Annotated in this window: 31 protein-coding genes and 1 tRNA gene; 24 read left to right on the top strand and 8 right to left on the bottom strand. The window is 44.9% G+C overall.

Going from position 1 to position 25,266, the window contains the following annotated elements; translation table 11 throughout:
* Positions 1-81: 81 nt before the first annotated feature.
* Positions 82-996 carry a carboxypeptidase-like regulatory domain-containing protein gene (locus MHI12_RS20600; RefSeq protein WP_340905953.1) on the bottom strand — a complete coding sequence of 305 codons (915 nt, stop codon included), beginning with the start codon at positions 994-996 and terminating at the stop codon, positions 82-84.
* 195 nt (positions 997-1,191) lie between these two features.
* On the opposite strand from MHI12_RS20600, the gene MHI12_RS20595 reads away from it, so the two are divergent.
* The 4 genes from MHI12_RS20595 to MHI12_RS20580 all read left to right on the top strand — a co-directional run bounded on the left by MHI12_RS20595 (position 1,192) and on the right by MHI12_RS20580 (position 3,954).
* A complete protein-coding gene (locus tag MHI12_RS20595; protein WP_405170185.1) occupies positions 1,192-1,773 on the top strand; it encodes a DUF3221 domain-containing protein in 582 nt (193 codons plus the stop codon).
* 183 nt (positions 1,774-1,956) lie between these two features.
* Positions 1,957-3,042 carry a DUF3626 domain-containing protein gene (locus tag MHI12_RS20590; RefSeq protein WP_405170184.1) on the top strand — a complete coding sequence of 362 codons (1,086 nt, stop codon included), beginning with the start codon at positions 1,957-1,959 and terminating at the stop codon, positions 3,040-3,042.
* 296 nt (positions 3,043-3,338) lie between these two features.
* Positions 3,339-3,518: a ribbon-helix-helix domain-containing protein gene (locus tag MHI12_RS20585; RefSeq protein ID WP_405170183.1), complete on the top strand. Its 180-nt coding sequence runs from the start codon at positions 3,339-3,341 to the stop codon at positions 3,516-3,518.
* 142 nt (positions 3,519-3,660) lie between these two features.
* Positions 3,661-3,954 (top strand): DUF6809 family protein, encoded by a 294-nt coding sequence (locus MHI12_RS20580; RefSeq protein ID WP_405170182.1) that lies wholly within the window; start codon positions 3,661-3,663, stop codon positions 3,952-3,954.
* Between the two features lie 223 nt (positions 3,955-4,177).
* Here the strand turns inward: MHI12_RS20580 and MHI12_RS20575 are convergent, their stop codons facing one another.
* On the bottom strand, positions 4,178-5,080 hold the full coding sequence (locus MHI12_RS20575; protein WP_405170181.1) for a manganese catalase family protein: 903 nt from the start codon (positions 5,078-5,080) through the stop codon (positions 4,178-4,180).
* Between the two features lie 261 nt (positions 5,081-5,341).
* Here MHI12_RS20575 and MHI12_RS20570 point away from each other — a divergent pair, with 261 nt between their 5' ends.
* From MHI12_RS20570 to MHI12_RS20555, 4 genes are all read left to right on the top strand, one after another.
* Positions 5,342-5,650, top strand: coding sequence for a hypothetical protein (locus MHI12_RS20570; protein ID WP_405170180.1), 309 nt, complete (start codon positions 5,342-5,344; stop codon positions 5,648-5,650).
* A gap of 56 nt (positions 5,651-5,706) precedes the next feature.
* Positions 5,707-6,027: a DUF3889 domain-containing protein gene (locus tag MHI12_RS20565; protein ID WP_036614744.1), complete on the top strand. Its 321-nt coding sequence runs from the start codon at positions 5,707-5,709 to the stop codon at positions 6,025-6,027.
* A 195-nt stretch (positions 6,028-6,222) separates the two neighbouring features.
* Positions 6,223-6,444: a hypothetical protein gene (locus MHI12_RS20560; RefSeq protein WP_076328059.1), complete on the top strand. Its 222-nt coding sequence runs from the start codon at positions 6,223-6,225 to the stop codon at positions 6,442-6,444.
* Positions 6,428-6,709, top strand: a complete 282-nt coding sequence (locus MHI12_RS20555; RefSeq protein WP_047843713.1) for a hypothetical protein — start codon at positions 6,428-6,430, stop codon at positions 6,707-6,709. The genes MHI12_RS20560 and MHI12_RS20555 overlap by 17 nt, the downstream gene beginning before the upstream one ends.
* A gap of 75 nt (positions 6,710-6,784) precedes the next feature.
* Here MHI12_RS20555 and MHI12_RS20550 read toward each other — a convergent pair whose 3' ends face one another.
* The 3 genes from MHI12_RS20550 to MHI12_RS20540 all read right to left on the bottom strand — a co-directional run bounded on the left by MHI12_RS20550 (position 6,785) and on the right by MHI12_RS20540 (position 8,073).
* The gene (locus tag MHI12_RS20550) at positions 6,785-7,021 is read right to left on the bottom strand and encodes a DUF3892 domain-containing protein (protein WP_017687389.1); all 237 of its coding nucleotides are present in this window, start codon (positions 7,019-7,021) and stop codon (positions 6,785-6,787) included.
* A gap of 112 nt (positions 7,022-7,133) precedes the next feature.
* Positions 7,134-7,577 (bottom strand): GNAT family N-acetyltransferase, encoded by a 444-nt coding sequence (locus MHI12_RS20545; RefSeq protein ID WP_036614958.1) that lies wholly within the window; start codon positions 7,575-7,577, stop codon positions 7,134-7,136.
* Positions 7,578-7,815: 238 nt separating this feature from the next.
* Entirely contained in the window at positions 7,816-8,073 is a 258-nt protein-coding gene (locus tag MHI12_RS20540) for a hypothetical protein (protein WP_405170179.1), read from the bottom strand.
* Positions 8,074-8,270: 197 nt separating this feature from the next.
* Here MHI12_RS20540 and MHI12_RS20535 point away from each other — a divergent pair.
* The 10 genes from MHI12_RS20535 to MHI12_RS20490 all read left to right on the top strand — a co-directional run bounded on the left by MHI12_RS20535 (position 8,271) and on the right by MHI12_RS20490 (position 15,523).
* Positions 8,271-8,342 (top strand) — tRNA-Val (locus MHI12_RS20535).
* Between the two features lie 238 nt (positions 8,343-8,580).
* Entirely contained in the window at positions 8,581-10,791 is a 2,211-nt protein-coding gene (locus MHI12_RS20530; protein ID WP_405170178.1) for a M1 family metallopeptidase, read from the top strand.
* 182 nt (positions 10,792-10,973) lie between these two features.
* Positions 10,974-11,246, top strand: a complete 273-nt coding sequence (locus MHI12_RS20525; RefSeq protein WP_405170177.1) for a hypothetical protein — start codon at positions 10,974-10,976, stop codon at positions 11,244-11,246.
* Positions 11,233-12,231, top strand: a complete 999-nt coding sequence (locus tag MHI12_RS20520) for a hypothetical protein (protein ID WP_405170176.1) — start codon at positions 11,233-11,235, stop codon at positions 12,229-12,231. The genes MHI12_RS20525 and MHI12_RS20520 overlap by 14 nt, the downstream gene beginning before the upstream one ends.
* A 2-nt stretch (positions 12,232-12,233) precedes the next feature.
* Positions 12,234-12,920: a hypothetical protein gene (locus tag MHI12_RS20515; protein ID WP_405170175.1), complete on the top strand. Its 687-nt coding sequence runs from the start codon at positions 12,234-12,236 to the stop codon at positions 12,918-12,920.
* Between the two features lie 413 nt (positions 12,921-13,333).
* Positions 13,334-13,753, top strand: coding sequence for an organic hydroperoxide resistance protein (locus MHI12_RS20510; protein WP_017687397.1), 420 nt, complete (start codon positions 13,334-13,336; stop codon positions 13,751-13,753).
* A 146-nt stretch (positions 13,754-13,899) separates the two neighbouring features.
* The gene (locus MHI12_RS20505; RefSeq protein ID WP_017687398.1) at positions 13,900-14,079 is read left to right on the top strand and encodes a hypothetical protein; all 180 of its coding nucleotides are present in this window, start codon (positions 13,900-13,902) and stop codon (positions 14,077-14,079) included.
* 74 nt (positions 14,080-14,153) lie between these two features.
* On the top strand, positions 14,154-14,354 hold the full coding sequence (locus tag MHI12_RS20500) for a hypothetical protein (protein WP_074095792.1): 201 nt from the start codon (positions 14,154-14,156) through the stop codon (positions 14,352-14,354).
* 199 nt (positions 14,355-14,553) lie between these two features.
* Complete coding sequence (locus MHI12_RS20495) at positions 14,554-15,108, top strand: copper amine oxidase (RefSeq protein WP_036614723.1); 555 nt, start codon at positions 14,554-14,556, stop codon at positions 15,106-15,108.
* A gap of 97 nt (positions 15,109-15,205) precedes the next feature.
* Entirely contained in the window at positions 15,206-15,523 is a 318-nt protein-coding gene (locus MHI12_RS20490; RefSeq protein ID WP_036614722.1) for a DUF1292 domain-containing protein, read from the top strand.
* Positions 15,524-15,730: 207 nt separating this feature from the next.
* Here MHI12_RS20490 and MHI12_RS20485 read toward each other — a convergent pair whose 3' ends face one another.
* The gene (locus MHI12_RS20485) at positions 15,731-17,206 is read right to left on the bottom strand and encodes an aminotransferase class I/II-fold pyridoxal phosphate-dependent enzyme (RefSeq protein ID WP_026080977.1); all 1,476 of its coding nucleotides are present in this window, start codon (positions 17,204-17,206) and stop codon (positions 15,731-15,733) included.
* A 177-nt stretch (positions 17,207-17,383) separates the two neighbouring features.
* Between MHI12_RS20485 and MHI12_RS20480 the strand changes: the two genes are divergently transcribed.
* On the top strand, positions 17,384-18,676 hold the full coding sequence (locus MHI12_RS20480; RefSeq protein WP_076328051.1) for an MFS transporter: 1,293 nt from the start codon (positions 17,384-17,386) through the stop codon (positions 18,674-18,676).
* Between the two features lie 253 nt (positions 18,677-18,929).
* A complete protein-coding gene (locus MHI12_RS20475; RefSeq protein WP_076328050.1) occupies positions 18,930-19,529 on the top strand; it encodes a hypothetical protein in 600 nt (199 codons plus the stop codon).
* 76 nt (positions 19,530-19,605) lie between these two features.
* Here the strand turns inward: MHI12_RS20475 and MHI12_RS20470 are convergent, their stop codons facing one another.
* Complete coding sequence (locus MHI12_RS20470; RefSeq protein WP_405170174.1) at positions 19,606-20,211, bottom strand: suppressor of fused domain protein; 606 nt, start codon at positions 20,209-20,211, stop codon at positions 19,606-19,608.
* Positions 20,212-20,472: 261 nt separating this feature from the next.
* Between MHI12_RS20470 and gndA the strand changes: the two genes are divergently transcribed.
* Positions 20,473-21,882 (top strand): NADP-dependent phosphogluconate dehydrogenase, encoded by a 1,410-nt coding sequence (gndA, locus tag MHI12_RS20465; protein ID WP_036614715.1) that lies wholly within the window; start codon positions 20,473-20,475, stop codon positions 21,880-21,882.
* Between the two features lie 366 nt (positions 21,883-22,248).
* Positions 22,249-22,758: a shikimate kinase gene (locus MHI12_RS20460; RefSeq protein WP_255319713.1), complete on the top strand. Its 510-nt coding sequence runs from the start codon at positions 22,249-22,251 to the stop codon at positions 22,756-22,758.
* Positions 22,759-22,893: 135 nt separating this feature from the next.
* On the opposite strand, the gene MHI12_RS20455 is transcribed toward MHI12_RS20460, so the two are convergent.
* The gene (locus MHI12_RS20455) at positions 22,894-23,199 is read right to left on the bottom strand and encodes a rhodanese-like domain-containing protein (protein WP_405170173.1); all 306 of its coding nucleotides are present in this window, start codon (positions 23,197-23,199) and stop codon (positions 22,894-22,896) included.
* A gap of 105 nt (positions 23,200-23,304) precedes the next feature.
* On the opposite strand from MHI12_RS20455, the gene aroA reads away from it, so the two are divergent.
* Together aroA and MHI12_RS20445 are read left to right on the top strand one after the other, a co-directional pair.
* Positions 23,305-24,600, top strand: a complete 1,296-nt coding sequence (gene aroA, locus MHI12_RS20450) for a 3-phosphoshikimate 1-carboxyvinyltransferase (protein WP_341008153.1) — start codon at positions 23,305-23,307, stop codon at positions 24,598-24,600.
* 59 nt (positions 24,601-24,659) lie between these two features.
* Positions 24,660-25,094 (top strand): CoA-binding protein, encoded by a 435-nt coding sequence (locus tag MHI12_RS20445; RefSeq protein WP_017687409.1) that lies wholly within the window; start codon positions 24,660-24,662, stop codon positions 25,092-25,094.
* Positions 25,095-25,266 lie beyond the last annotated feature (172 nt).

Here is a 25,266-nt window from a genome sequence, read left to right as displayed (position 1 = left end):
ATTCAGTTTTACAAATACGATAGATGACCATGCAAGACTACTCAGAGGTTATGCTAAGGTTATTGTAAAAGAACCCAAGGTTCATGGATTCTTTTTAAGAACAAAATTAACTGTGTTATGGTCTCCTGGGACCAAATCTACTAATACTATGTGTCTTGGATACCCTGTAAAGTCTGCGGCTAGTGCGACTGAACCTGCCATAGTACGTCTGAGAATGAAGTATCCTTGAGCATCAGTCGTTGTTCTTGTAGGATTACCACTTATTCTAACTCCAGGCATGGGTACCCCGTTTTCATCAACCACCTGTCCCCTTACATGTGCGGCCTCTTCTAACACTACGTCGATTTGGATCGTTTCACCTGCTCGGATGTATATACGATCTTCCACGTAGGGAACATAGTTGTCACTATCAACCCACATTGCAATGTTTGCACTATAATCGTAATCAATTCCCGTTACGGTATATCTGCCATTTTCATCTGTCTCGATCAGGTATGGGATACTTGTAACTTGAATTTTAGCGCCAGCGATGGGCTGGCCAGTCTGGTCTTTTACCGTGCCTATGATTGTGGAAGGCTCATATAACTGGATGTCATGTTTCACCTCATCACCAGGTCTTAGCGTGAAGGTATCGTATTTATTATATGAAATGTAGGTGATGAAACCATCTGCACTGACGTACAAATACATATCTGTAGAATCTCGTACAACAGCCTCAATATGGTAATTTCCGTTCTCATCTGCTACTGTACTATATTTCGTTATTTCTCCTAGATGATTGAGTTCATATTCAACATTGGCGTGGGGGACCACATTTCCTACTCTATCCGTAATTTTTCCATAAACAACAGCCGGTAGGTTGATATCGTCCTCGTAATTGGAAGGTGACGCCACTGGACCAGCAGCATGAGATGTTTCAGCATATGTAATGTAAAGTAAGATAGTAAAAATACATAGCATGAATGATTGAATTACCCCTTTTGGACTTTGGATCATACATGGTTTCCCCCTCATTAATTATATTACCAATATAAATGATACGTTTTGTATCAAGAGAAAACAAGAGGACTTTTGGGTGTATTTGTAAATCTAACACTCAAAGTTGGCTCCATTGTTATGCAACAATAAGCTGATCTGGGACGTCAGCAATAAGAAGTAGAAAGTGAACGCTGTTAGAGGGGGAACTAAGAGGTGTCTAATCTTCGTATCGTTTGTACAATGCTCTCGATCTGGATACTAGGTCTTACGGGATGTGCCGGATCAAACGAATGCAAGTCAGCACAAACTATTGCAAATTTACCGACAGAAAAGGGCTTCTCTGGTTATGTGGTTGAACGTAAAGACGATTCCATTCTTGTTGTTGATCCCGTATTTGAAGATTACAGTTCCAATGGAGGAAACAGTCGGTATTATCCAGCAAAATGGTTCTCCAATGCGCCTGATCCACAGATCGGTTCCTATGTTAAAGTCTGGACGGATGGAGGCCCGGAAAATGAACCCTATCCTGGGCAGGCCAGAGCAGAAAAGATAGCGGTATCTTGTCCAGTGGCACCGGATGGTGCGCATATGACGGATGCGGATGCGATTCGTAGCGGACTTCTTTCACCTGGTGCAGAGAACATCCGTGTTCCAGTCATTGAGGACAAGCGGTTTGATGCAGATTCAGGGACATGGACCCTTCTTATTCGAGATGCGATGACAGCGAATGAAGGGCAAGTAGTTCATGTGACCGTGAAGGATGAGGAGAAAGTTAAGACACAAGGCGGAGAATAAGGGGTTCATAGCTTTATGATGGTGGAGGAACCGTGTTGCACATGAATATGATTCGAATTGAAAGAGATGATGTGGATTAGATTCATTGCAAGCAAGCTATCATGATTTTTGAAACGCCTGTAAGTTCCCTCACTGTCCATCATGTATTATGATTCTATAAAAATGGAAAGGAATCTTCTGCCCATGGAATTATCAAGGTCTCAGCAATTAGCTCAAGAGCATGTAACCAATTATGCAAGAAGCCACAAAAATGAGGCGGAGCAAACCATTAGAGAAATCCTTCGTATGTCCAACATCGAGCTGAAGACATTTGAAAAAGCTATCAATAAACTAAAATCTCATGCAAGTATCGCGTTACACTTTCACCCAGATCGATTAGATCCGAATATGAAAAGCGTGGCTGAGGCACTACTTGAGCAGGGGGTTTATAAAAGTCAGTTTGAAACTTTCTTATCGAATGGAAGTGTATCCGCATTTTCAGGCGGTGAACGTGACGTTTGGGAGAATAAAATGTTTGGCGGAGCGTACCAAATAAATGGCTCAACCAATAGCGAACGTCCCAAGTATGGGGCACTCAATGTCATGTTACATCCCGATGGACCTGCTCCACGTTTTGGATCATGTTACTTCCTTTTATCCACTGAGGTCTCTCAACGTTGCACGTATACATATTTGGATTCCCACCAAGACCCCGAGGAAAAGGGAACGTATGAGGAATTTGACCTTGTTTTGGCTGCTCTCATGAGGGATGTATTCTATAGTGATTTTGCCATTGGTGAAAGAAATCTAACGGTTCAAAAGTTAATCGACCATATACTCGTCAATCTTGAGAAACCATTCCAAAATCCATCAAACCAAGAGCCAAACCGAAATCTGGACCATTATATCGAAGCTCAGGTTCATGGTGATATTTCCCTTGAAAAAGATGTCAAGATGCTTGTTGCCGACCCATCATTTAAAGGCACACCTACAGGACAAATCTTAGAGCAGATATGTTTAAAATATTCAATTGATCTCCACTGGCACATGGGCTTTACACTATTGGTTGATGACGTTCCAATGGATTTTCGAGGTCCTTCGATGCCTTCACTAGCCAAAAGAATTGCAAAAAGTGATTTTATTGATGCAAATATCATTGGTTCTGCAGCTATGGAATTGAAACAAAATCCAAGCCATTGGAGTGATAGAGGAACCTACAAAGAAGTTCTACAAGAGTTAAAATTACTCTGGCATGTCTTGGTGAGATATGGAAAGTCAATGGAAAAGTGAAAACGGTTTTCGAGATAAATATATTGAATACGTAGTGATGAAAATGCTAAAACACCAAATTCTTCTTCGTACTTGTTTGCGTGTCTCCTGAATCTTAATGGTTACTCAATAATAGTACTCTAACAACCTTGAGCGCCTAGCCGTTCAAGGTTGTTTTTTATCTTTCAAACGAATTACAGACTATACATTTATCTATGAATCTGCTGTCACAAAAACGAACGTATGTTTTACAAACACATTGACTTTTTGTCCTGGCAATAATATGTTGTTGTCAGGACAAAAAAAGAGGTGAAGCAATGTCCACCAAAAAGATGGGGCGGCCTAAATCTGACAAACCCAAAAGCAGAACGATTGAGATACGTGTTGACGAGGAAATTATGAACAAGCTCGATATTTCGGCTGAGAAGCTGAATACGAATCGATCAGACATCGTTCGCAAAGGGATTGAGATGATTTACGACGAGCTCCAAAAATAGAAAAAGGAAGCAGCGTTCGTCCCTCGAAGAACAGCGCTACTTCCTAACCCACAATCACTTGAATGAGCGACTGCATAAATATCCTACCATGTGCAGAACGTTCATTCAAGTGAGGTGCGAATTGATATACAGGAGGATGCACATGAATTCGATATTAGAAGCATTATATAATGGACGACTTCGACCGGATGAGATGATGATGCCGACACATCCTGAATACCAAGCGTTAGGGCGGCAGATTGCAGCTCTGACAGAGCAATGGAAGAATCGATTGAGCGAGAAAGAATTTCTTGAGCTTGAACAGTTATTTGATTTATGTGGCAGATGTGAGGGCATGCATACGGAAGCAGCGTTTGCACAAGGATTTCGTCTGGGAGCCAACATGCTGATTGAAGTCATGAGTCAGCGGAATGAATCGGTGTTGGAGTTTAACTAAGTTTAACGATGTGAGCAGAGATCCGGTTTACTTTTACAGCTAAATTCTCAGAAAATGACGTGCACACAATATACTCATTATGCACCATAAAATGGTATCATAAATTTATTATAACAAAGCCCTCGAACCTTCTCTGCATTCAGCAGCAGGGTTCGAGGGCTTCACTTAAACATAGAGTTAACAATTTATATATAGGGAAAGAATCTGTTAAACCAATTGTTCCTTAATCCGCAATATTCCCAGCCATTTTCAGACGACGTGCAATTTCCTTAAAGTCTTCTTGCGATATACCTGGTGCGAACTCCTCCTCGACCGTAGGAGCTTCCGGAATCGGGAATCCTTCAGGTATCCCTTGGATGACTTCAAGAGGTTGTCCATCTTCGGGGTGAGTTCCTTTCCAGATCTGGCCGATCGTGTTGAAGTCTTTATCACTATAGGTGTACAGCTTGGTGTGTACCCCTTTTTCTTCATATTTGCGAGCCTCGTTGAAGGCTTTGTTGTTCAGTGAAGGAATAGGAACCAGCTTGGTCACATTTACGCCAGTTGCAATCTCAAGCGCCTTTGCATAAGCAACCACATGCACACCACCGCGAACAAGCAGGTAACCAACCACTTCCCGGGCGGCCGGATGATCCGTCATTTCATACACTTTCATTTTATGGGTACGGGCGCCACATTCTAGGAAGAAGTTATGCAGCAGGTCCTCGACCAAGTTGCCACTGTTGAAGACGTTTGCTCCCGTCCAGGGATTACCCATAGAGTCAAAAGGCATTGCGCCTTGTGCACCTGCCAGATAGTGATACGACAGACGAGCATCTTTCACGAAACCAAGCGGTGTATCGTCGGGTTCTCTGTACTCGGTTGAACCTCTGAGGCACTTGTTAATGCCATGAGACACGAGCTCAACATGACCCAATTCTTCGGCCGTAATACTCATGACCAGGTCATAAAAGGGCTTCAACTTTTCTTTGGATCGAAAATTAAACGATTGATAGAGGTAGTTGTTCAACGTTGACATTTCTCCGAATTTGCCGCCGAGTAATTCTTGTATGGCTGCCGCAGCATTCGGATCTGGCTTCTCGACATTGGGAATCTCAATTAGGATTTCATCCAAGCGTTTGAACATTCGGGTGTAACCTCCTCAAATTGGTATTGCAGATCGTGTAGGGTTTCAAATCGTGAAGTCACTCTGTCATGGCCTATTACACGTCTGTTGGGTTTTTTAAACAAAAAATCAACCAAATGGGACTTAAGCATCGCATAACGCATGCCCCAACTCTTCTCCCATTTGTTATTTCCAATACGGTCAAATTTATGTATAATCAAACATTCAAACGAGTCTTCACGTACAAGAGAAGAGAGTCATGAATCCATAAAGGAGTAAGAGATGAACAAGCGTTGGATACAAAAAGTTGGGATTGTAATGTTTCTAATGATTCAGATGTACATAAGCAGCGAGCCTGCCACAGCATATGTCGTTACAAACGAAGTTCAGGTGGATGAAGAAACACGGCAGTTACTTGAAAAGAAATACGGATTTGATCGTCCTCAGGAACCACAGACTCAACAACACGTTCTCTCGGGTGACTGGGGAATGAGTTTCCGGACGGAGCCTCCTGATTCGTTTGACCGACTTGTTCATGTAGTTCCTTTTTCCCTACGGCCACTGGCCTGGATCTTTCGTTTATTCGTGTAAAATGAAACCCGGACGGGCAATATAACAGAAACATATTGTCCCAAGGAGTGAGTGAAATGAGAATGCTCATCGTTACCGTCATGTCGGTAGTTCTGAGTTTAGCGGGAATTACATCAGGCACAGGCGCCGCCATCCCTGATTATGCGAAGTGGGGAATTATTGCGGTCAAAGAAACACAGACCAAGTATAATGTGGATATTCTGGACTATAAGCATATCGGTCGTACCTCTCTAACAGCGGATCAATCACGGGAACAGTTCAAGCTATGGGTTCGTGCTAAAGACGGCAAGCAATTTGCAGTTTATGTGAATGTCGATTTTAATCCATCTACACAGCAATTAAAGAAAGTACAATTTTCGGAATCGGATCGACACTGATCCGTTACTGAACTTAGTCATTACAAGTCACGTAGTTATATGAGCAGCATTATTAGAGAAACCAGACTGCCTTAATCATTAAGGTGAAAGTCTGGTTTTTTTATTTTACAAAATCCTTTTTTTACTATTGAATAAAGAACTTATGTTCGCATATAATATGAAGTACAAACAAACGTTCTTATCGGAGGGATGATTATGCTAGGGAAATATATTGGCCAGATGGTGGAGCTTGTCTACATGGATCGTGCAGGGCAGATTACGCAGCGACAGATTCGAATTAACAGTGTACGTGGCGGGATGATTAGAGCATCAGCGGGAAAAGAAGGCTCACCCCGAACCTTTCTGGAGCAAGGTATACTGGCATGGCGTCCTGTTAAGGACCTTAATGGGGAGGTAAAGTATGCTGAACGACTTTGAACGCAAGATTTTGCGTATTATGGTGAACTATGCAGGACAACGGCGCAGGCTGCCGCGTATGGATGAACTGGAGAACAAGACGGGACGAAGCAGAGCTTACATTCATGAGTCATTGCTGGAGCTTGAACGCACCGGGCACATTGCCTGGGAGAACCGGTCTACTCTGGAAGGGATACAGATTTTGCAGGCATGGGAACAGGTACAACAGCCGATTCGCAAAAGCCAACCTTCCGGTGATTCCGTAAAATATTTTACGGACTACTAATCATAATTAGAAAACGCCAACCCGGGTAACCGGATCGGCGCTTATGGTGTCACATGTACGACATGTGCATCTATTTTAGAAATGGGGAAGTTGATCCAGGTTGTTGGTTGGGTCACCGTCGGCATCGCCGCGAATGTACATTTCGCCATCCTTGCCTTTAAATACATTCACACCGGCAATAGCGCCAGCCTTTACTTCTGCAAGTGCCTGCTGATAATCCAGTACACGTCCTGCTGAAGTCTGAAAGGCTGTCAGGTCACCGTCACCATTTTTCTGTACGGCTGTGAAACTCTCGCGTGTTGTTTGATCCATGATGTCACACTCTCCTTATATGACGAGATAGGAATCTGCTTACCTGATTAGCCTATCCGAATTCATCGGAAGTATGCACCATATGCTGATAAGACCAGCCAACGTCGAGGTATTACAGGCTCTTTCTCATACGAACATGCAGAATATCTGCATCATAAAAAGGTTCTTCCGAAATCACTTCATAACCCAGTTTTTCATAGAATTTCTGTGCCTGACATTGCGCATCCAGTACAGAATAGGATAAGCCGAGTTCACGTGCCAGCTCCTCCATCGCGAGCAGAAGCACACGTCCATAACCGAATGAACGATGAGACTCAAGCACCGCAATCCGCTGCATTTTGGCCGTATCCTTGCTGTAATAGATCAGACGTCCTGTGGCTACAGCTTGGCCATCCGTACTTAACAATACATGATGCACATCCGGACTGATGACATCATATTGATCAATCTCAATCTCGGCAGGCACCTGTTGCTCGATCACAAAAACGTGATGGCGAATTCCCAGGGCTTGCTCCAGTTGTTCCTCTGTCGATACATAACTAATCTCAGCTGCCAATTCCATTCCTTCTTTCTGCTCTTGCGCGACATATCAGACTGAATTATACAAAAAAATGTTTTTCCTGTATAGTGAAGTCTGGAACATATTGGGAGAGGAGGGGGTAGTGATGGGCATGACAGGCATCATGGTAATTACATTGCTAATGTCGGCGGGAATGATTACTCTGTTGTATTTCGTTACGAAGAAAGCATACTCACGCAAGTGGGATGAAGACGAGTGATTCACCTGTTAACCTTCACGGCAAGACTTCACTGCTTCCTCGTGGAGAATACACATCTTGAATTACAGATTTGGAGTATACGTCCAGCCAGACGGATAGAGATTCAACATTCTCATTGGGTTGATTTAACTGTTGGAATTGAACCGTATGTTCATCCCTCTCCAAGCCGCAACCAGTAACGGTTGTAATGAGAATCATAAGCCCAGCAAAGAGAAAAAAGCATTTGGTAAATGTATATTTATTGGATTTTGACCGTTTTTTTATGTTTCTCATAGGGAATTCACCTCGTTATAGAAATGGTAATCTTTCCTTTATTGTGCACCATTTCAGGTGAATTATAACCAAATAAATCATTGACAATGAACACGGTTACTTGATATGATACTGTTACTTGATTGGGAAACAATTATATATCATGATCTGTTAGCTCCGCTAAAGATTGTAGTGATGGATGTACCTTAATTTATTACAGGGCGATAGCTCAGCGGGAGAGCATTATCTTGACAGGGTAAGGGTCGTGGGTTCGATCCCCACTCGTCCTATATGAAAAATGAAAGGCAACTTCTTTTGAGAATTATTTCTCAAGAGGGGTTGTTTTTTTTATATAACATTATGGCCACCTCTAATAATATGTGTAGGTGTTTTTTGTTGAAAAAAATCATTGGCCATGTTTTCTTCCTCTTTTTTAAACAAATCTTAAATAAAACATAAATTCAGCGTAAGGTTCGTCTTCTATACTTGGTTCTGAGGTCAACATAGAACAGGAGAAGGAGAGAACTTATGAATTATTCAAACCCATTTACATCAAAGTTAGCCAGAGTAGGGATCGCGGGTACACTGGCTTTAATACTGGCAGCAAGCCCACTTGCCAACATGGGGGTTGTTGCCGCGGAAGCAGGCCCAGCACCTGTATCTACGAAGATATATAACACACCTAAAGACTCTTTAGAGCAGACCCCGATTCAATACCAGATCCAGGCTCGATTAAATGAGAAGGACATGACGATCCAGGGGAGCGAGAAGGTAACGTATCGCAACACAAGCAAGGATGCACTCCAGCAGCTGGTCCTTCATACATATGCTGATGCAAACCTCTCCAAGTCTACACAGGCGAGCATGTACCAACAGCATAATGAGAAGATTAGTGAAGATCACCCGGAGAAGACAGCAGAGGACTTTCTGGGTGGCATCGATATTCAGGCTGTAACCGCAGATAGCCAACCGCTGGATTTCCATAAGGAAAACCAAGCGTTGACCGTGCAGTTGAAGAAGCCCGTACAACCAGGCGAATCGGTATCATTCCAACTGGAGTTTCAGTTGAATATACCCTATGGCTCACAGCGAGTTTCCTACTACAAAGACATGATCAATGGTGCACACTGGTTCCCGGTGATGTCTGTATATGATGAGGTTAAGCATCAGTGGAATAAGGCACCGTATAGTCAAACATTCGAGAGCGATTATTACACCTCGTCGGACTTTGAAGTTCAATTCAATGTTCCTGATGAGTATCAAGTAGCTATGCCGGGCATGATCACCACTCAAAACAGTACAGAACATGGTCGTAAAGTTGTTTCTGCTGTGGCCGAGAACACAAGGGAGTTTGTATTCTTTGCTAGCCCAAACCTTCAAGTGGAGAGTGTTACTCGTAACGGTCTGACGGTGGAATACTATTATTACAACGATGATCCATCCAAGAGAAAGATAGTTGACCGCTACATTAATCAGGCATTCAAGGTCATCGATTTCTATAGTGAGAAATATGGCAAGTATCCCTATCCAGAGTTCCGAATTGTCGAGACGTATGTACAAGGCGTTGCCGTGGAGTATGCGAGGCTCATCCAGATGGGACAGATTCATGAAGGTGCGGTGCCAGAAGAAGACACAACATTTGTTCATGAAATAGCGCATCAGTGGTTCCATGCATTGATCGGTAATAATTCGGAGACAGAATCCTTCCTGGATGAAGGCTTTGCTGATTTCTCCATGGTGTATTTTGCCGAGAAACAGGGAGACAAGCTAAATGGGTTCAGATCCATACAGTTTGATACTGCGCCCGTAGATATGGCGATTGCGTCAACAAACGATGAAGCTGGGGATTTGGCAAGTTTGGTATATTATCAGAAGGGGCGACAAGCGATCTATCAGCTTTACCGTTCCGTCGGTGAAGAGAAATTTGACGAGTTGATGAAGACATATTTCAAACGCTACGTGTACCAAAATGCAACGGTAGAGGGGCTGCTTCAAACCATTGAAGATGTGCTTGGTAAAGAAATACGTTCAGAAATGCAGATGGCCCTATATCAGCCTGATTTTGTCTTAAAGCCGGAATACCAATTATCACAGGAAGAGACCGCCGCCTATGTGCATGACATGTTACAACTGCAATATCAGGCTGTCATGGGTATGGTTCCCAATCTGCCTTATGAAGTGATGAATCGATTGATGGACAAAGCCCTTCAAGGCGAGGAATTAACCATTGTGCTCAGCGATCAGGTGAGTAAGCTTGCAACTAAACAGCAGGAAGATATGGTTAATCAGTTGACCGGATTCCTTGATATGACTGGTATGAAATACGACATTATAAGGGATCGCAAGGAACTGAAGCAAAAGATGAAAAAAGAGATCGGCAACAGCAACCTTATTGTCATTGGCAATGCCAAGTCAAATGGGTTGGTGCAGGCTTTAAAATTCAACATTATCGACCGGACGAAACAGACGGGTTTTCCTTGGAAGAATTCCATGAATCAACCTCTCGCGGCTGGTGCATATGTTATCAAACATCCCTATAACCAGAATCGATTGATGCTTCATTATTTCTGGAATGAGGATCATCTGAGTGATGAGGCACTTGAAGCTTTTAAGCTGAAAATACAGGAGTCTATCGGATTCACTAACGACTTTTACCAGTACTATGTATTGGATAACCAAGGCAAGGAGAAATCCAATAAAAAAGTTGCGAATCCCATATCTTCACTTTTTGCGGAGTAATAAGTAATTGGTTTTGCAGTTTCTTCGTTCAAACAGGTTAGCCAATTTGTATTGGTTAGCCTGTTTATGTTTTATATGAAAACCAGACTTAGAATAATAGGCTGCAAGATGGGCATAATGCTTTAACACAAAGGCAACTTCATGAATATACTTATCGGGAGAAAACAATAGGAGGGATTAATATGAAGGGTCAACATTATCCGGGCGTACCAATGAAAGGGACAGTTGCTGATTACAACTGTAAAGGAAATAAAGGAATGAACAAAATGAAAGCGTATTCATATAATGCTAGAATTTGTCCTATCATTTGTATTATTCAGGAGCCGGCTGCGAATGAGGGTAATGTTGTTGATTTTTCAATCCTATTAAAGGACACTTCGGATGTTTTATATTCGCGACCGGTAAATGGTAATACCTTGTTCACAAAGGAGTTGAGTTCCCATGTCTATGACTGAAAATATTGCTCAGACAGCACTCGACGCAGCGATGAAGGCAAACAGGGCCGTTTCGCCTTATGATTATTGCGATGCAGAAACCAGACGGATGTACACGCCTCAATTTGATAAAAAAATGGACAATCCTATGTATACCGCTGCAATGGCGGGCCTTCAATCGATCTATTGGTTTCGGGCGATCAAAGTAAAGGGGCTTATCCCTGATGCAAAAGCAGATTATTATGCTACGTATTCTACCAACCATAATCACATCGGAGGAATTGGACTAGCCTACTCGAACAGCCCGACAGGACCATGGACCAAACACGGACAGGTGTATCTCGATACTGTGGTTGGGAATTCGACGGAAACTCCATTTGTGATCTGGAACGATGAAGAACAATTGTTCTTTATGTATTATCAACAAAACGGACTGGGGATCAATCAATCGACGGCACTTGCGACCTCTGTAGACATGATTAACTGGACAAGAGTAGGTTTGATTTTGGACAAACCTCCCGGGTTCCCAGGTGACGGTCATACCGGTTACTTCTCGTGTTTCAGAAATGGCGGCAAATGGATCGGTTTCTCGGTGATGGGCGGTGGTGACTTTGGCCGTAAATGTATCTGGCATTCACATGACGGACGTAGCTGGTTAGCTGATCCAAGACCATTAATGGGTGGTAATGATGCAACTTTAACAGCGGGAGAAAACATTTCGAGATCCAATGCTGGTGTATTTATGTACAAAGGGAGCATGTGGTGGCTGGGCATGTTATCGGCTTATGCTTCCGGTGGGGTTACGACTGTAGCTCGGCCTGCCATTGCCAAGATCAGCGCAGACTTTCGTCAACTGCTGGACAAACCTACAGATATATATTTTCCGGCATTGACTTGGGAAACGACCAACATGCAATCCTTGATGGTGTCCGTTATGGACGGTGTAGTGTACGTGTATTACAATACCGATCATAATATCGGTGTAGCCTATTCGGTGGGGGTGTAGAGATGGTTATACGTGATGCAGCGGGTCAGATCGTGCCCTTTGGAAAGGTCCACAAACAGCTTGTGGCCGATTTTCTTTACGGAACGTTACCGGATTGGGTGGAGGTGGTGGGCAACCCTACGTTTGAGCCTTTGCCCGACAGAGGGACCATAACCGTTACAACACCGACAACGGCAGGAGCCACGGCAGAGTTGAAAATGAAACATCTGATTGATAGCTCGAAAGTAACAGCAATTGCAATCACTTTGGAAGCGCTACAATTAAACGGGAACATTGGAATCTCAGTTCAAGTTGGCATTAAATCGAAGGATAGCAAGGCCGGAATCACCTTTTTTCAAAACGTAAATCAGAAGTATGGTATGGTCCGTGCCTATAAAGCAGATGGAACGTACACGGATTTTAATCAAAACATGGTGTTCTTCACCACACATGGCGTAGCAGGAGATGAAGCACAGAACCGTAAGAATCTCACTGTGCTGCTCTGTACAGGGTTACAGTTCTCAGCTGGGTTCGAGAGACCGTCCGTATGGCTTGGTGCGGATGATCAATATGGCGGTGTTGCTGCTGACCTTAGCGGTGGGGTGTTCCAACATGGAGAACTGCAATGTCTTTTAAAACTGACTACAAGTAAGGCCGAGGCCAAGTATTTCAAATGTGCACAGATGAAAGTGGATATCTGGAGTAATTAATCAAACTGGGAAGATGTCTGAAGATGAACAAGGTGCATGATTTGTATTGGAATGACGACGAGAATAGATAGATTATCTGCATGGATCAATAAAAGACATACGTGCAGTAATTTGGTACCTAAACACGGACACTTTGAAAATGAAGTGCAGTGTTTGGGTACCATTTTTATTTAGAGAATGAAGTCAGGCCAAGTTTATTGGATACAAGCGAACAACTCAGAAAGTGCTCTGACTCTATGTTTGGGCTGTCCGGGGTTAGAGATGAATTATTCTCCAAACGTGTTTCAAACTATATTTTTTTATATTAAGTATTTACATACACAATTAAATTGTGTACAATGTAATTGTTAGCGATACAAAAGAAGTCAAAATTAAGTCAAAATAAATCTAATCAACTAAAGGAGTTTTCACAAATGAAAACATTATATGAAACAACAGTCATCAATACAGGTGGACGTCAAGGCATCGTACAATCCCCAGATAACGTGTTTATGTTGGATGTTGCTGCACCACCTGAACTCGGAGGACAAGTGACGACAGCTACCAATCCGGAGCAGTTGTTTGCAGCAGGGTATAGTGCTTGTTTTAACTCCGCACTGGAGTTTCAATTGAAGAAACACAAAGTTGAGATTGAAAGAAGTACCGTAGCTGCAACCGTAATGCTGGTGACGGACTCTGAGGATAACGGCGTGAAGCTTCAAGTAGATTTGGAAGTTAAAATTCTTGGTCTGGATGAGGAGACAGCACAGAAGTTTGTGAAACTTGCCCATGACTACTGCCCATATTCCAAAGGAATCAAAGGAAACGTGAATGTTAACGTGGAACTGGCGTAATCACTGATACTATTTGTTGTTGATAAGAAGCCTCCGAGAAATCGGAGGTTTTTTTGGTGTTTTATGCATAAAAATCAATTTCACACTCAATTGTGGGTTATAATGGTAGTAAGTTTACACAAAACTGCTGAAAGGGGAATGTACTTATGATGGATTTTAGTAAACCACCCCATGGCTCTGAGACCGATACCCACCGTCAGCGTCATCAGGAGAATGAACAGAAATACCTGTCCGGAGGCAAGAGCATTTGGTATGAAATCAGCAACTGGCTCATTCTCGGAGGTATCCTCCTTGTCATATTTTTATTATTTAAATACGTTTTCTAAATAGACACACAACCGGGCGAATCCCCATATGATGCATTACATCAGTAAGCACTTGGGGAAATGGGGAATCCGGGATGGCAAAAGCAAAAGGAAAGAAAGCTCCCGCATTAAAGAGTGATAAAATACGTGTATCCATGAAGTTGGTCACATCGGATGTATGCGAGAGATGTAAGACACCATGTACACGAGGCATGGATTACGCTGCACGTATGAGAATTGAAGGGGCATTAGGCAAGGGTGTTCCCTGTATCCTGACCCGCCATACTTCATCATAACTCTTCGTATAATCCCGTATATATAACAATTATAGATCAGGGGCATCCTTTAATGAGGATCGCCTCTTTTTGTGCATTCCAAGGGGTGGAAAAAATTCTGGATAAAAAATGAAAAATGATGAAAAACAGCGCAACTTTGTGGATGAATCTGCAGTATAAATGTACAACAGCTAGCAGCAGGGGAGGGAATATTGACGGGATGAAATGGAAACGAATATTGCTTTGTGTCACGGTATTCTCCTTGCTCGGCGGGTCTTTATTGTTTGCTGATTCGGTGAACGAGAAGATTCGTGTTCTCATTAACGGCAAGGAAGCAGCTGATGGAGGTTATCTCATTGATGGAACGACCTATGTACCTGTCAGGGAAGCCGGAGGCGTCGTCAAATGGGACAGCAGTAACAAGAGAGTAACGGTGATCAAACCGAATGTACATATTTTTCTCTTCAAGGGAGACACTGTATTTGGCAACGTTAACGTAGGTAAGCTGAAATTTAATGTATTTTCACAAGTGGATAGTCTAACAGCAGATGTAGCTGCCGTGAAAGTAACAATCACTAACCCGAGCGGTCAGGTGAAGGATATCCAGTCCCAGGAGCTTACGACCCAGAAGGATAACTTCTGGTTCCGCACATATGATTTTACGTACGATTTCAGTCGTGCCGGCAAGTATCAGGTCGGCTTTCATATTAAAGAAAATGCAAACAGCAGCTACGTCCTGGTAGCGGAGAAAATCATTACAGCGCTGAACGATTGAAGCGAAAATTACCCTGTGAGTTAAATTGACCTGGGTCATTGAACATGTTACGATATGCAAGGTTACACAATTTCTATTTATAAAGCGAGGTATTTCAATGAGCGATCACACACATGAACACGGCGATGGCTGCGGATGCGGGCAAGACCACGACCACGACCACGAGCATGAAGAAGTCCTTCTCACATTAACAGACGAGAACGGCCAAGACGTGGAGATGGTTTTGGTGGAGACGTTTGACGTGGAGAAGCATGTTTATGCGCTCCTGCTGGAACGTAACAATCCTGAAGCTGACGGCATCATCCTGCGTATGGAAGAAGAAGACGAGGAAATGGTGCTCTACAATATTGAAGACGAAGAAGAGTGGAACCGCGTTGAAGCGGCTTACAACGAACTCGTTGCATCACAAGAATAGTCATTCTTTTGGAACATAACATGAAGGCTCCTTGATCTCAGGGGGCCTTTTGTTTGTTTTTTAAGAGGTATACGAGCATTTACACCACCGGTTTGAACGACGAAATAGACGGGAAAATGCAAACTCGCTTGTCCCATAAAATAAAAAAGGACCAAGCTAGGGCTTGGTCCTTTAAGTTTATCCCATGCACAGCGCAAGGGGGTTGTTTTAGAAAATGGCATCGGCTTCCACGATCACTTTAACGTTGGTTACGCTGCGATCTTCGGGTCCTTTGACGGGTAATCCAACTTCGACATGATCGATGATGTAGTCGATATTTTCCTGGGTGATAACCTCACCCGGCAACAGGATCGGAATTCCTGGCGGATAGACATAGATGAATTCCGAGATAATACGTCCTGCGGATTCCTTAAACGGAATCACTTCGGTATCACCGTAGAATGCATCACGTGGAGTCAGCATCAACTGTGGAATATCCGGAACTTTTACCACCAGTTCATGGGCCGGGTTAACTTGATAATAGGTACGGGAGAGATCCTGCAAAGCGTTCAGCAAGATATCTACACTATTATCCGTATCTCCTGGCGTAATGAGACACAGAATATTGTACATATCACTAAGTTCAACCTCGATGTTGTAATGTTCACGCAGCCAGTTCTCTGTCTCATACCCTGTAATACCCAGATGGCGAACATGGATCGTTACTTTGGTTGGATCATAGTTGAAAGTCGCTTCTGTACCCAGCAGCTCTCTACCGAAGCAATACAGGCCATCCATATCGTTAATCGAACGTCTGGCAAACTCAGCTAGTTCAATCGCCTTCTGTGCAATTTCACGACCGTGGAGTGCCAGGTTACGTCTTGATGTATCGAGTGAAGCAAGCAAAATGTATGAAGTTGATGTTGAGGTGAGCAGACTCAGAATCGTCTGTACACGCTGTGGATTCACGAACCCATTCTTTGTGTTCAGGTTGAGTACGGAACTCTGTGTCATGGAGCCACCAAGCTTGTGGACACTGGTTGCAGCCATATCGGCACCTGCTGCCATCGCAGACAACGGCAGATCCTCATGGAAATGAATGAGCACACCATGTGCTTCATCAACAAGTACAGGGACTTGGTAGCTGTGTGCCAACTCTACAATCTCTTTCAGATCGGTAACCACGCCGTAATAGGTCGGGTTAATTACAAGCAATGCCTTGGCATCTGGATGACGCTCAAGTGCGCGACGGATAGACTGTGTAGTCACTCCATGGTCAATGCCCAGATTGGCATCTTGTGAAGGAGAAACAAATACGGGTTTGGCGCCTGAGAAAATAATGGCGGACAGAACCGATTTATGCACATTACGGGGCACAATAATTTTGTCACCTGGTGAACATACAGACAGAATCATGGTCATAATGGCACTGCTTGTGCCTTGTACACTAAAATAGGTATAATCGGCTCCGAAGGCATCTGCTGCCAAAATCTGTGCTTCCTGAATGACACCGGTTGGCTGATGCAAGTCATCCAACGGTGCGATGTTAATCAAATCTATGGAGAAGGCATTATCGCCAATAAATTCACGGAATTCGGTATCCGCTCCCAATCCTTTTTTATGGCCCGGAATATGAAACTGTACCGGATTGAGTGCCGCATGATTTTTTAAAGCGGTAAACAGCGGCGTACGGTGGTGATTCATCAGTGCTGTCACAACCCTTCCTAATAAAATTGGTAAACAAAGATGAGTATAGCAAATTAAGAACCGAATGCAACAGTATAAATCGACAATTTTTTAAATTGCCGAGATTTGGGCACATTCCCCACGGTTACACTAAGGATAGGGAATAGGCAAATGAACACCGAAAGGGGAAAAAGAATGCAAACCGATACAAAACCAGCCAAAATTTTGCGATCACCATTTTTTATCGCGATGTGGTTGACACTTTTTCTAGTTGAAATTATCAAAGGGGCTCTGTTGGTAGCTGTTTTGCCCGTGTATATGGATAATATTCTGGGTCTGTCCGCAGGCGTTATTGGTGTGGCATTTGCTCTTCAATATCTGGGAGATAATCTGTTCCGGGCGCCTTCCGGCTGGGCAGCAGAACGGATCGGGTTCCGCGCAACGATGGTTACAGCATTAATCTGTACCTTAATCGCTGTTATTATGATCCTTTTTCTCAAAAGTGCCGTTGGACTGGCCATGGCCTGTCTGATTCTTGGCATTGGTACGTCACCGCTCTGGCCTTGCGCCATGACAGGCGTGACGGCGATGTCAGGCCCACAGAACAAGAATGGTACAGCAATGGGGGCGCTGGAAATGGCTGCTCTCGGCGGAACGGGGCTTGGACCTATAGGCATGAACTGGCTGCTGGAGCGCACGCATCATGATTATCGCACCATTTTTCTTGTATTAATGGGGTGTGCCATTCTCGTTATTCTGGTGGCCATGATTCTTCCTGGACGTGTCATTGTTGAAGGCGAGCATGCCGAGCAAGCAGCGAAGAATAGTGATGTGAAATATCCAGCCAAACCGAATTTGCTCACACCGTTCATCCGGCTGCAAAAGAGTGTGAAGGGCACACTGCAACGGGTACGCAGCACGCTTAATGTTAATCCACTGGTGTATCCTGCCTTGTTTATGCAGTCGTTTGTCATCGGGCTGCTCAGTCCAGTAATCACGCTATATACACGCACAGACCTGCACATCTCACCGAACCTTTACAGTTTGTTGCTGATTGCGGGAGGTGGAATAACCGTTATTGCCTTACTGCCTGTAGGTAAAATGGTAGACAGGTTTGGCACGAAACCGTTCCTGAACGTTGGTTTTTTGATGGCAGCGGCGAGTCTGTTCGCATTCTCCTCCATAACATCCATTCCTGTGGTGTTTGGTGTTGTCATGTTGGTGGGCATCAGTTATGCCATGATTCTGCCCGCCTGGAATGCTTTTGTAGCCACACTAATTCCCAAAGGGGAGCGGGGAGCGATCTGGGGATTTTTCCTCACACTGCAGGGATCAGGCATGGTTGTAGGCCCTATTGTTTCCGGACTGCTGTGGGACCACGTTAGCCATCCAGCCCCATTCATTGGCAGTGCCATCGTCATGGCGGGACTTGCCGTTGTGCACTTTGTGTTATCCCGCAATCCGTTTCGCACTGCTCCGGCCAAATAAGCAAAAGAAAAGGGAGTTCCACCAACTGTCTTGGTTGTGGAGCTCCCTTTTTCGCGTCCGTTATATCACGATAATCGGGGGCTTGCCCCTGTGCGTCTGCGGAAAGCTGCAATCCGGCGGTCCTTTCGGTGAAAAATAGTCAAATAACCAAGTACCCTTACATAAAATGAAGTATAAAATAGGGTAAGCCGATTGAGTAGAAGCGATTGAAGACGAGGGCCGGAGTTGATCCGGTACAGATGGAGGGAGTGCCGTGAATAAGAGTTATGAAGTTGAATATTGCAATCTGGAGCTGCGGTTCAACCGTCGGCATATCCAAAATTTGATCAGAGACCTTATTCGTGAGGGATATTCACTATATTGGAGCGAGGACGAATCCTTTTTTATCCTGTCAGTCCGGACCGGCCGCAAGCTGGTAAAGCTCCGCTTTCAACAGACACGCACGGGGAACTACAAGATGACTGGAGATTATATCATTAAGGATGCAAAACTTGCAGAGTGGCTGGAGAAGCTGATTGGAGATACACGCGGGCATGCAGTTGTGAAGCGGTTCAAGGATCAGCAGATGACCGTGGAGAACATTTTATTCGGTGAAGTCATTCGGCTTGTGGAAGTGTCCGGGTTCAAACAACGTGTCATTTTTCAAAAGGAACCTGCGCCGACGGCGGAAGAGATGGAAGAAATGTTCCTCTCGCGTGAAGGTGAGGAAAGGCTCATGTTGTTGCGCATGGAAGTGGACGATGAACTGGAACGCCTGCATACGGCAGTTCAGCTGAATAATACAGAAAAGGCAAACGCCTGCCGCGAAGCATTGAAACAGTTGTCCGGACATCTGTTAATGCTGGAAGGTTGATGAATATCGCTTTTGAAAGTCATCTACATTAGAGCCCCAGCGCAAGCCAGGGCTCTATTTTTGTGCCTGACGGGCATCACGGACGACAGGGGTTGATAATGGAATATTGCGAGCTTTCAATCCAGGCATCAAATTCATCCAATCCTTTGGTGAGCAACAGGTTGGCTTCAAAAGAAGTGATGGGTACTGCCCACAGTAATGCTATCGTTTCATGACCCACATGAATCTGTTCGAGGGATTCTTTTTCTCCCCGCAATTCATCAATGAGAAAGGCAGTCGCATTCCATCGGGCTGGTGCTAATTCGCTTGATTCCATCACACGGGGAACCGTTGAATCCGGCACATTTTCGATGTGATGGGAGATCAGATCGACCAGGTAGGTGTTGACACGCTCCACCTCTTCACCGCCAAGATCCGGTTGCAGCGCAAGCATCCATTCAGCAGCTACAAGCTCTCCTGAGGGCCGTGTTGCCTGAGACAACCCAACCGTCACGAATCTTGCGATGCCAGATTGAATTGTGGCAGGAAAATAATAGATTTCTACATGAATGTTTCTTTCTGGCTTCGAAAGAACGATCCTGAGCTCTGGCACCCCCCATTCATTCATATACGCCCCCAGAAGAAATGTTCTTCGAATATCCAGGGAAAACCGTTCCTCTTTTGAGAGCTGCTCTAAGGCCATTATGTCACTCCTCCTTTTTGTTCGAATTTCATTGGATATAATTATAACATTGTACAAAACAATATTGGATTTATCTGGCATGATCTATTGTCTTCACGGTTCTATTTATGAAAATACGATGAACACCTCAGCAGATTGGGGTGTTTTCTCGTTGCGTACCTGTACCACGGGGTTCACTTCTATACATAAAACCGTTAAAATGGGAGTATTGTTGAGAATTTATTTCAATAAAATTAATTGGAGCAAAGGATGGAGGACCAGATGACAAAACAACAAATTGGCGTAATTGGCCTGGCTGTCATGGGCAAAAATTTGGCCCTTAACATTGAAAGCAAAGGTTTCTCAGTATCGGTATTTAACCGTTCCCCGGAGAAAACCAATGATCTTCTGAAAGAAGCTGAGGGTAAAAACCTGACAGGCTCATTCTCCATTGAAGAGTTCGTAGCATCCCTGGAATCCCCGCGCAAAATTTTGATCATGGTACAAGCCGGCAAAGCGACCGACGCTACCATTGAACAACTGCTTCCTCACCTGGATGAGGGCGACATCATCATTGACGGAGGGAACGCATACTTCCCTGACACGCAACGTCGCAGCAAAGAGTTGGAAGACAAAGGCATTCGTTTCATCGGTACAGGTGTATCCGGTGGTGAAGAAGGCGCACTGAAAGGCCCTTCCATCATGCCAGGTGGACAGGAAAGTGCTTATAAACTGGTTGAACCGATCCTGACGGCGATCTCGGCCAAAGTCGGTGACGATCCATGTTGTACATATATTGGACCTGATGGTGCCGGACACTATGTGAAAATGGTGCATAACGGTATCGAGTACGGAGATATGCAGTTGATTGGTGAAGCGTACCACTTGCTCAAATCCGTATTGAACGTTTCTGTTGAAGAGCTGCACGCGATCTTTACGGAATGGAATCAAGGAGAGTTGGATAGCTACCTGATCGAAATCACAGCAGATATCTTCTCTAAATACGATCCGGAAACGGGCAAACCAATGGTTGACGTTATTCTGGACGCGGCTGGACAAAAAGGAACAGGTAAATGGACAAGCCAAAGCGCGCTGGATCTCGGCGTACCATTGTCCATGATTACGGAATCCGTATTCTCTCGTTTCCTGTCTGCCATGAAGGACGAGCGTGTAGCAGCTAGCAAAATCCTGAATGGACCAGCGACTGAAGCGTTCTCCGGCGACAAAAAAGCGTTCATCGAGAGCGTGCGTAAAGCCCTCTTTGCAAGTAAAATCGTATCCTACGCACAAGGATTTGCACAAATGCGTGCAGCTTCCGACGAGTATGGCTGGGATCTGAAATACGGCAACATTGCCATGATCTTCCGCGGTGGCTGCATCATCCGTTCACAGTTCCTGCAAAACATCAAGGAAGCTTATGATAAAGACGCAGCTCTGAAAAACTTGCTCTTGGATCCTTACTTCCAAAACATCGTTGAGTCTTATCAAGGCGCATGGCGTGAAGTTGTAGCGGCTGCTGTAAAACAAGGTGTTCCGGTACCTGGCTTCTCCAGCGCTCTTTCTTACTACGACAGCTACCGTACAGAGCGTTTGCCAGCAAACTTGCTGCAAGCTCAACGTGACTACTTCGGTGCTCACACGTTCAAACGTGTGGACAAAGAAGGTAGCTTCCACCACAACTGGATGGAGTAGTACCACATATACAAGTAGATTTGGTCAAAGTGCCCTTAAGCAAGAGGTTTGGCCTGCTGAGGGGCTCAAAAGAGGTTTGGCGTTCCGGTGATTGCCGGTCAACGCTGGGCCTCTTTTTTTACTGTAAATAAGGTCATTGGAGTTCGTTAGGTTGCTGGATGATTACTGATTGAGATGTTTGGGGCTCAAAACTGCTTGAGGGTGATCTGACGTAGGCTTAGATGCCGGGAGTTATTTGATCTGTCTTGAAAGGTTGCGGATGGTGGAAAGGAAGTCGGTGAGGAGATGGTCTTTCCCAGTCCGCAGGGCTGTGTTATGATAGGACAAAAGTGCTCACGAATTGCTTTAATTAAAGGAGTGTACACCTTGAGCAAGTCTAACAATATTATTCTCATTGGTATGATGGGAACCGGCAAATCAACCGTCGCTGACATGCTTGCACGCGAGCTTGGTTATCGATTGATTGATGTGGACACCGCGGTGGAAAAAGAGGAAGGCTGTACGATTCCTGAACTGTTCACTGGCAAGGGAGAGACGTATTTCCGTGATGCCGAGAGCCGCATGTTATGCTCGGTGCTGGAGAAAAAGTCACAGGTCATAGCGACCGGAGGTGGCGTGGTGCTACGTTCGGATAATTGTGACGTAATGTCGAAGAATGGTTGGGTTGTTGCCCTGACTGCTGACCCGGCAGTGATTGTTGAACGTGTTAGCGGCTGTGACAATCGTCCGCTTCTTGCAGGCAATGCAGAGGAACGCATCAAGACAATTATGGAAGAACGAAAAGACGCATATCGGTTCGCACATTATACGGTGGATACAACTGAGTTATCCGCTGCTGAAGTGACTCGTTTAATTTTAGCGCATTACCGCGTCTAAGCTTGTTATCATGGAAGTTTAATAGTTGATAGGTGGTGGCAGATATAACAAAACGGGCCATTAGGCCCGTTTCTAGGAGTGGAGCAGAGCAGAAGTCAAAAGGTTACATATGACTTCGCTTCTCTTCGGGTTTCTCTAGTCTTTCTGTTGCCACTGAAGCATACCGCCGACCATGTTTGTACAGCCTTCATATCCCAGTTGCTGCAGATATTCACATGCACGCTCACTGCGGTAACCGCTACGACAGATGATCACGATCTCGCCTGATTTCTCAATCTCGGACAGCCGGTCTGGAATCTGTCCAAGCGGAATATGCTTGGCTCCTTCGATCATGCCTTGCGCGACTTCATCGTCCTCGCGGACGTCTATCATCTGCAGCTTCTCTCCCGCCTGTAAACGGCGGCGCAGCTCAGACGTTTCAATTTCAGCTATTTGTGTCATATTCAGGTCCTCTTTTCTGTATGGACTTAACGCTATAATGATACCCAAGCGATGCACGGAATGTCAATTTGGCCACAATATAATCAATGAAGGAGAATTTCATCCATGGACGTTATTGTTAAACCAACCCCCACGCTGAACGGGGAAATCGGGGCTCTGTCCTCCAAAAACTACACTACTCGCTATTTGCTGGCTGCTGCGCTGGCAGAAGGCACAAGTACCATCCATTTCCCGGCACACAGTGAAGACAGTGATGCCATGCGCAGATGTATTCGTGATCTGGGGGCAGTACTTGAAGAAGACGACAGTAAGATTGTGATCCAGGGCTTTGGCAGTCATCCCCGTGATGTGCGTGAATTAAATGTTGGGAATGCGGGTGCTGTACTTCGTTTCCTGATGGGCGTTACAGCGCTCTGCCCTGACGTTACATTTGTGAATACGTACCCGGATTCACTGGGCAAACGCCCCCATGATGACCTGATCGATGCGCTTGGCCAATTAGGTGTAGAAGTACAGCACGAACAAGGACGCTTGCCGATTACAATCAAAGGTGGCAATGCCAAAGGTGGACACATTCGTGTATCCGGCTCCGTCAGCTCCCAATATCTGAGTGCATTGTTGTTTGTTACGCCGTTGCTTGCAGAAGACAGCACCATTGAAGTACTGAATGACCTGAAGTCCAAGGTCGTTATCGGACAGACGCTGGAAGTGCTGGAGCAGGCAGGCATCGTTATCCATGCAAGTGATGATTACATGTCCTTCCGTGTACCAGGTGGACAGGCTTACCAGCCAACGACCTACACGGTTCAAGGGGACTATCCGGGCTCGGCAGCCGTTCTTGCCGCAGCAGCGGTTACACAGTCTGATGTGAAAATTCTGCGCCTGATGGAGCAGAGCAAACAGGGTGAACGTGCCATCGTTGACGTTCTGCGCATGATGGAAGTGCCCTTGACACATGAGAACGATGTTGTACACGTTCAAGGTAATGGCAGACTGAAAGCGATCGAATTCGACGGGGATGCCGCGACGGACGCCGTTTTGGCTATGGTAGCCGCAGCTGTGTTTGCGGAAGGCACGTCACGGTTCTATAATGTAGAGAACCTGCGTTACAAGGAATGTGACCGAATCACCGATTATTTGAACGAACTGCGGAAGGCAGGAGCGAACGTTGAAGAGCGTCAAGCTGAGATTATCGTACATGGACGTCCAGAAGGCGTTGAAGGCGGCGTTGAGATTAACGCTCACTACGATCATCGCGTAATTATGGCGCTCACTGTCGTTGGTCTGCGTTCCAAGGAGCCGCTTCGTATTCGGGATGCACACCATGTAGCCAAGTCTTATCCGCAATATTTCGATCATTTGCAGGCGCTTGGCGCCTCGGTTCAATGGGTAAAAGAGTAAATAACTGAAAACCTGTTTTTTGAACACGCACTTTAATCAGAAAAGGATGGTGCTTGAACATGGAATTTAACAACCCTACTCGTGAAGAAATTGGACAACTTTTGCGCAAGGCAGGCAACATCGCAGTCGTCGGCTTATCAGACAAATCAGATCGCACTTCCTATATGGTGGCAGAAGCCATGCAGAGCAGAGGTTATCGCATCATCCCGGTTAATCCACAGGTGCAAGGTGAAATCCTTGGCGAGACGGTATATGCCACACTCGCGGATATTCCAGAGCCGGTAGACATTGTCAATGTGTTTCGTCGCGAAGAGTTTTGCGCGGATGTCGCTCGTGACGCCGCTGCCATCAAAGCCAATGTGCTATGGCTGCAACTTGGCATCCATAGTGATGAAGCGGTCCAGATTGCTGCAGAGAACGGCATGACAGCGGTAACGAATCGTTGTATCAAGGTAGAGGATTCCATCGTTCTGCGCGGCGCTGGACGCGGCTGAGAGGCTCGTTCACCTGTGATCGAATGATCTCCTGATCTGTCCCAATTGAATGAACACAGGATGAATCCCGTTAACTTGAAGTTGACGGGATTTTTTCTGCTCTATTTTTGCCGTATTAATTACCAATTGGTTACTGTTTTGCTTTGACAAAACGTTGCGTAAAGCTTACCAT

The organism is Paenibacillus sp. FSL H8-0280, assembly GCF_045040665.1.
GTDB lineage: Bacteria > Bacillota > Bacilli > Paenibacillales > Paenibacillaceae > Paenibacillus > Paenibacillus xylanexedens_A.
This window is presented reverse-complemented; position numbering and strand designations above follow the sequence as displayed.

Bases quoted from the DNA above. Each gene is read 5' to 3' on its own strand.
- MHI12_RS20600 (WP_340905953.1), bottom strand. From the start codon at position 996: ATGATCCAAAGTCCAAAAGGGGTAATTCAATCATTCATGCTATGTATT.
- MHI12_RS20590 (WP_405170184.1), top strand. From the start codon at position 1,957: ATGGAATTATCAAGGTCTCAGCAATTAGCTCAAGAGCATGTAACCAAT.
- MHI12_RS20585 (WP_405170183.1), top strand. From the start codon at position 3,339: ATGTCCACCAAAAAGATGGGGCGGCCTAAATCTGACAAACCCAAAAGC.
- MHI12_RS20580 (WP_405170182.1), top strand. From the start codon at position 3,661: ATGAATTCGATATTAGAAGCATTATATAATGGACGACTTCGACCGGAT.
- MHI12_RS20575 (WP_405170181.1), bottom strand. From the start codon at position 5,080: ATGTTCAAACGCTTGGATGAAATCCTAATTGAGATTCCCAATGTCGAG.
- MHI12_RS20570 (WP_405170180.1), top strand. From the start codon at position 5,342: ATGAACAAGCGTTGGATACAAAAAGTTGGGATTGTAATGTTTCTAATG.
- MHI12_RS20565 (WP_036614744.1), top strand. From the start codon at position 5,707: ATGAGAATGCTCATCGTTACCGTCATGTCGGTAGTTCTGAGTTTAGCG.
- MHI12_RS20560 (WP_076328059.1), top strand. From the start codon at position 6,223: ATGCTAGGGAAATATATTGGCCAGATGGTGGAGCTTGTCTACATGGAT.
- MHI12_RS20555 (WP_047843713.1), top strand. From the start codon at position 6,428: ATGCTGAACGACTTTGAACGCAAGATTTTGCGTATTATGGTGAACTAT.
- MHI12_RS20550 (WP_017687389.1), bottom strand. From the start codon at position 7,021: ATGGATCAAACAACACGCGAGAGTTTCACAGCCGTACAGAAAAATGGT.
- MHI12_RS20540 (WP_405170179.1), bottom strand. From the start codon at position 8,073: ATGAGAAACATAAAAAAACGGTCAAAATCCAATAAATATACATTTACC.
- MHI12_RS20530 (WP_405170178.1), top strand. From the start codon at position 8,581: ATGAATTATTCAAACCCATTTACATCAAAGTTAGCCAGAGTAGGGATC.
- MHI12_RS20525 (WP_405170177.1), top strand. From the start codon at position 10,974: ATGAAGGGTCAACATTATCCGGGCGTACCAATGAAAGGGACAGTTGCT.
- MHI12_RS20520 (WP_405170176.1), top strand. From the start codon at position 11,233: ATGTCTATGACTGAAAATATTGCTCAGACAGCACTCGACGCAGCGATG.
- MHI12_RS20515 (WP_405170175.1), top strand. From the start codon at position 12,234: ATGGTTATACGTGATGCAGCGGGTCAGATCGTGCCCTTTGGAAAGGTC.
- MHI12_RS20510 (WP_017687397.1), top strand. From the start codon at position 13,334: ATGAAAACATTATATGAAACAACAGTCATCAATACAGGTGGACGTCAA.
- MHI12_RS20505 (WP_017687398.1), top strand. From the start codon at position 13,900: ATGATGGATTTTAGTAAACCACCCCATGGCTCTGAGACCGATACCCAC.
- MHI12_RS20500 (WP_074095792.1), top strand. From the start codon at position 14,154: ATGGCAAAAGCAAAAGGAAAGAAAGCTCCCGCATTAAAGAGTGATAAA.
- MHI12_RS20495 (WP_036614723.1), top strand. From the start codon at position 14,554: ATGAAATGGAAACGAATATTGCTTTGTGTCACGGTATTCTCCTTGCTC.
- MHI12_RS20490 (WP_036614722.1), top strand. From the start codon at position 15,206: ATGAGCGATCACACACATGAACACGGCGATGGCTGCGGATGCGGGCAA.
- MHI12_RS20485 (WP_026080977.1), bottom strand. From the start codon at position 17,206: ATGAATCACCACCGTACGCCGCTGTTTACCGCTTTAAAAAATCATGCG.
- MHI12_RS20480 (WP_076328051.1), top strand. From the start codon at position 17,384: ATGCAAACCGATACAAAACCAGCCAAAATTTTGCGATCACCATTTTTT.
- MHI12_RS20470 (WP_405170174.1), bottom strand. From the start codon at position 20,211: ATGGCCTTAGAGCAGCTCTCAAAAGAGGAACGGTTTTCCCTGGATATT.
- gndA (WP_036614715.1), top strand. From the start codon at position 20,473: ATGACAAAACAACAAATTGGCGTAATTGGCCTGGCTGTCATGGGCAAA.
- MHI12_RS20455 (WP_405170173.1), bottom strand. From the start codon at position 23,199: ATGACACAAATAGCTGAAATTGAAACGTCTGAGCTGCGCCGCCGTTTA.
- aroA (WP_341008153.1), top strand. From the start codon at position 23,305: ATGGACGTTATTGTTAAACCAACCCCCACGCTGAACGGGGAAATCGGG.
- MHI12_RS20445 (WP_017687409.1), top strand. From the start codon at position 24,660: ATGGAATTTAACAACCCTACTCGTGAAGAAATTGGACAACTTTTGCGC.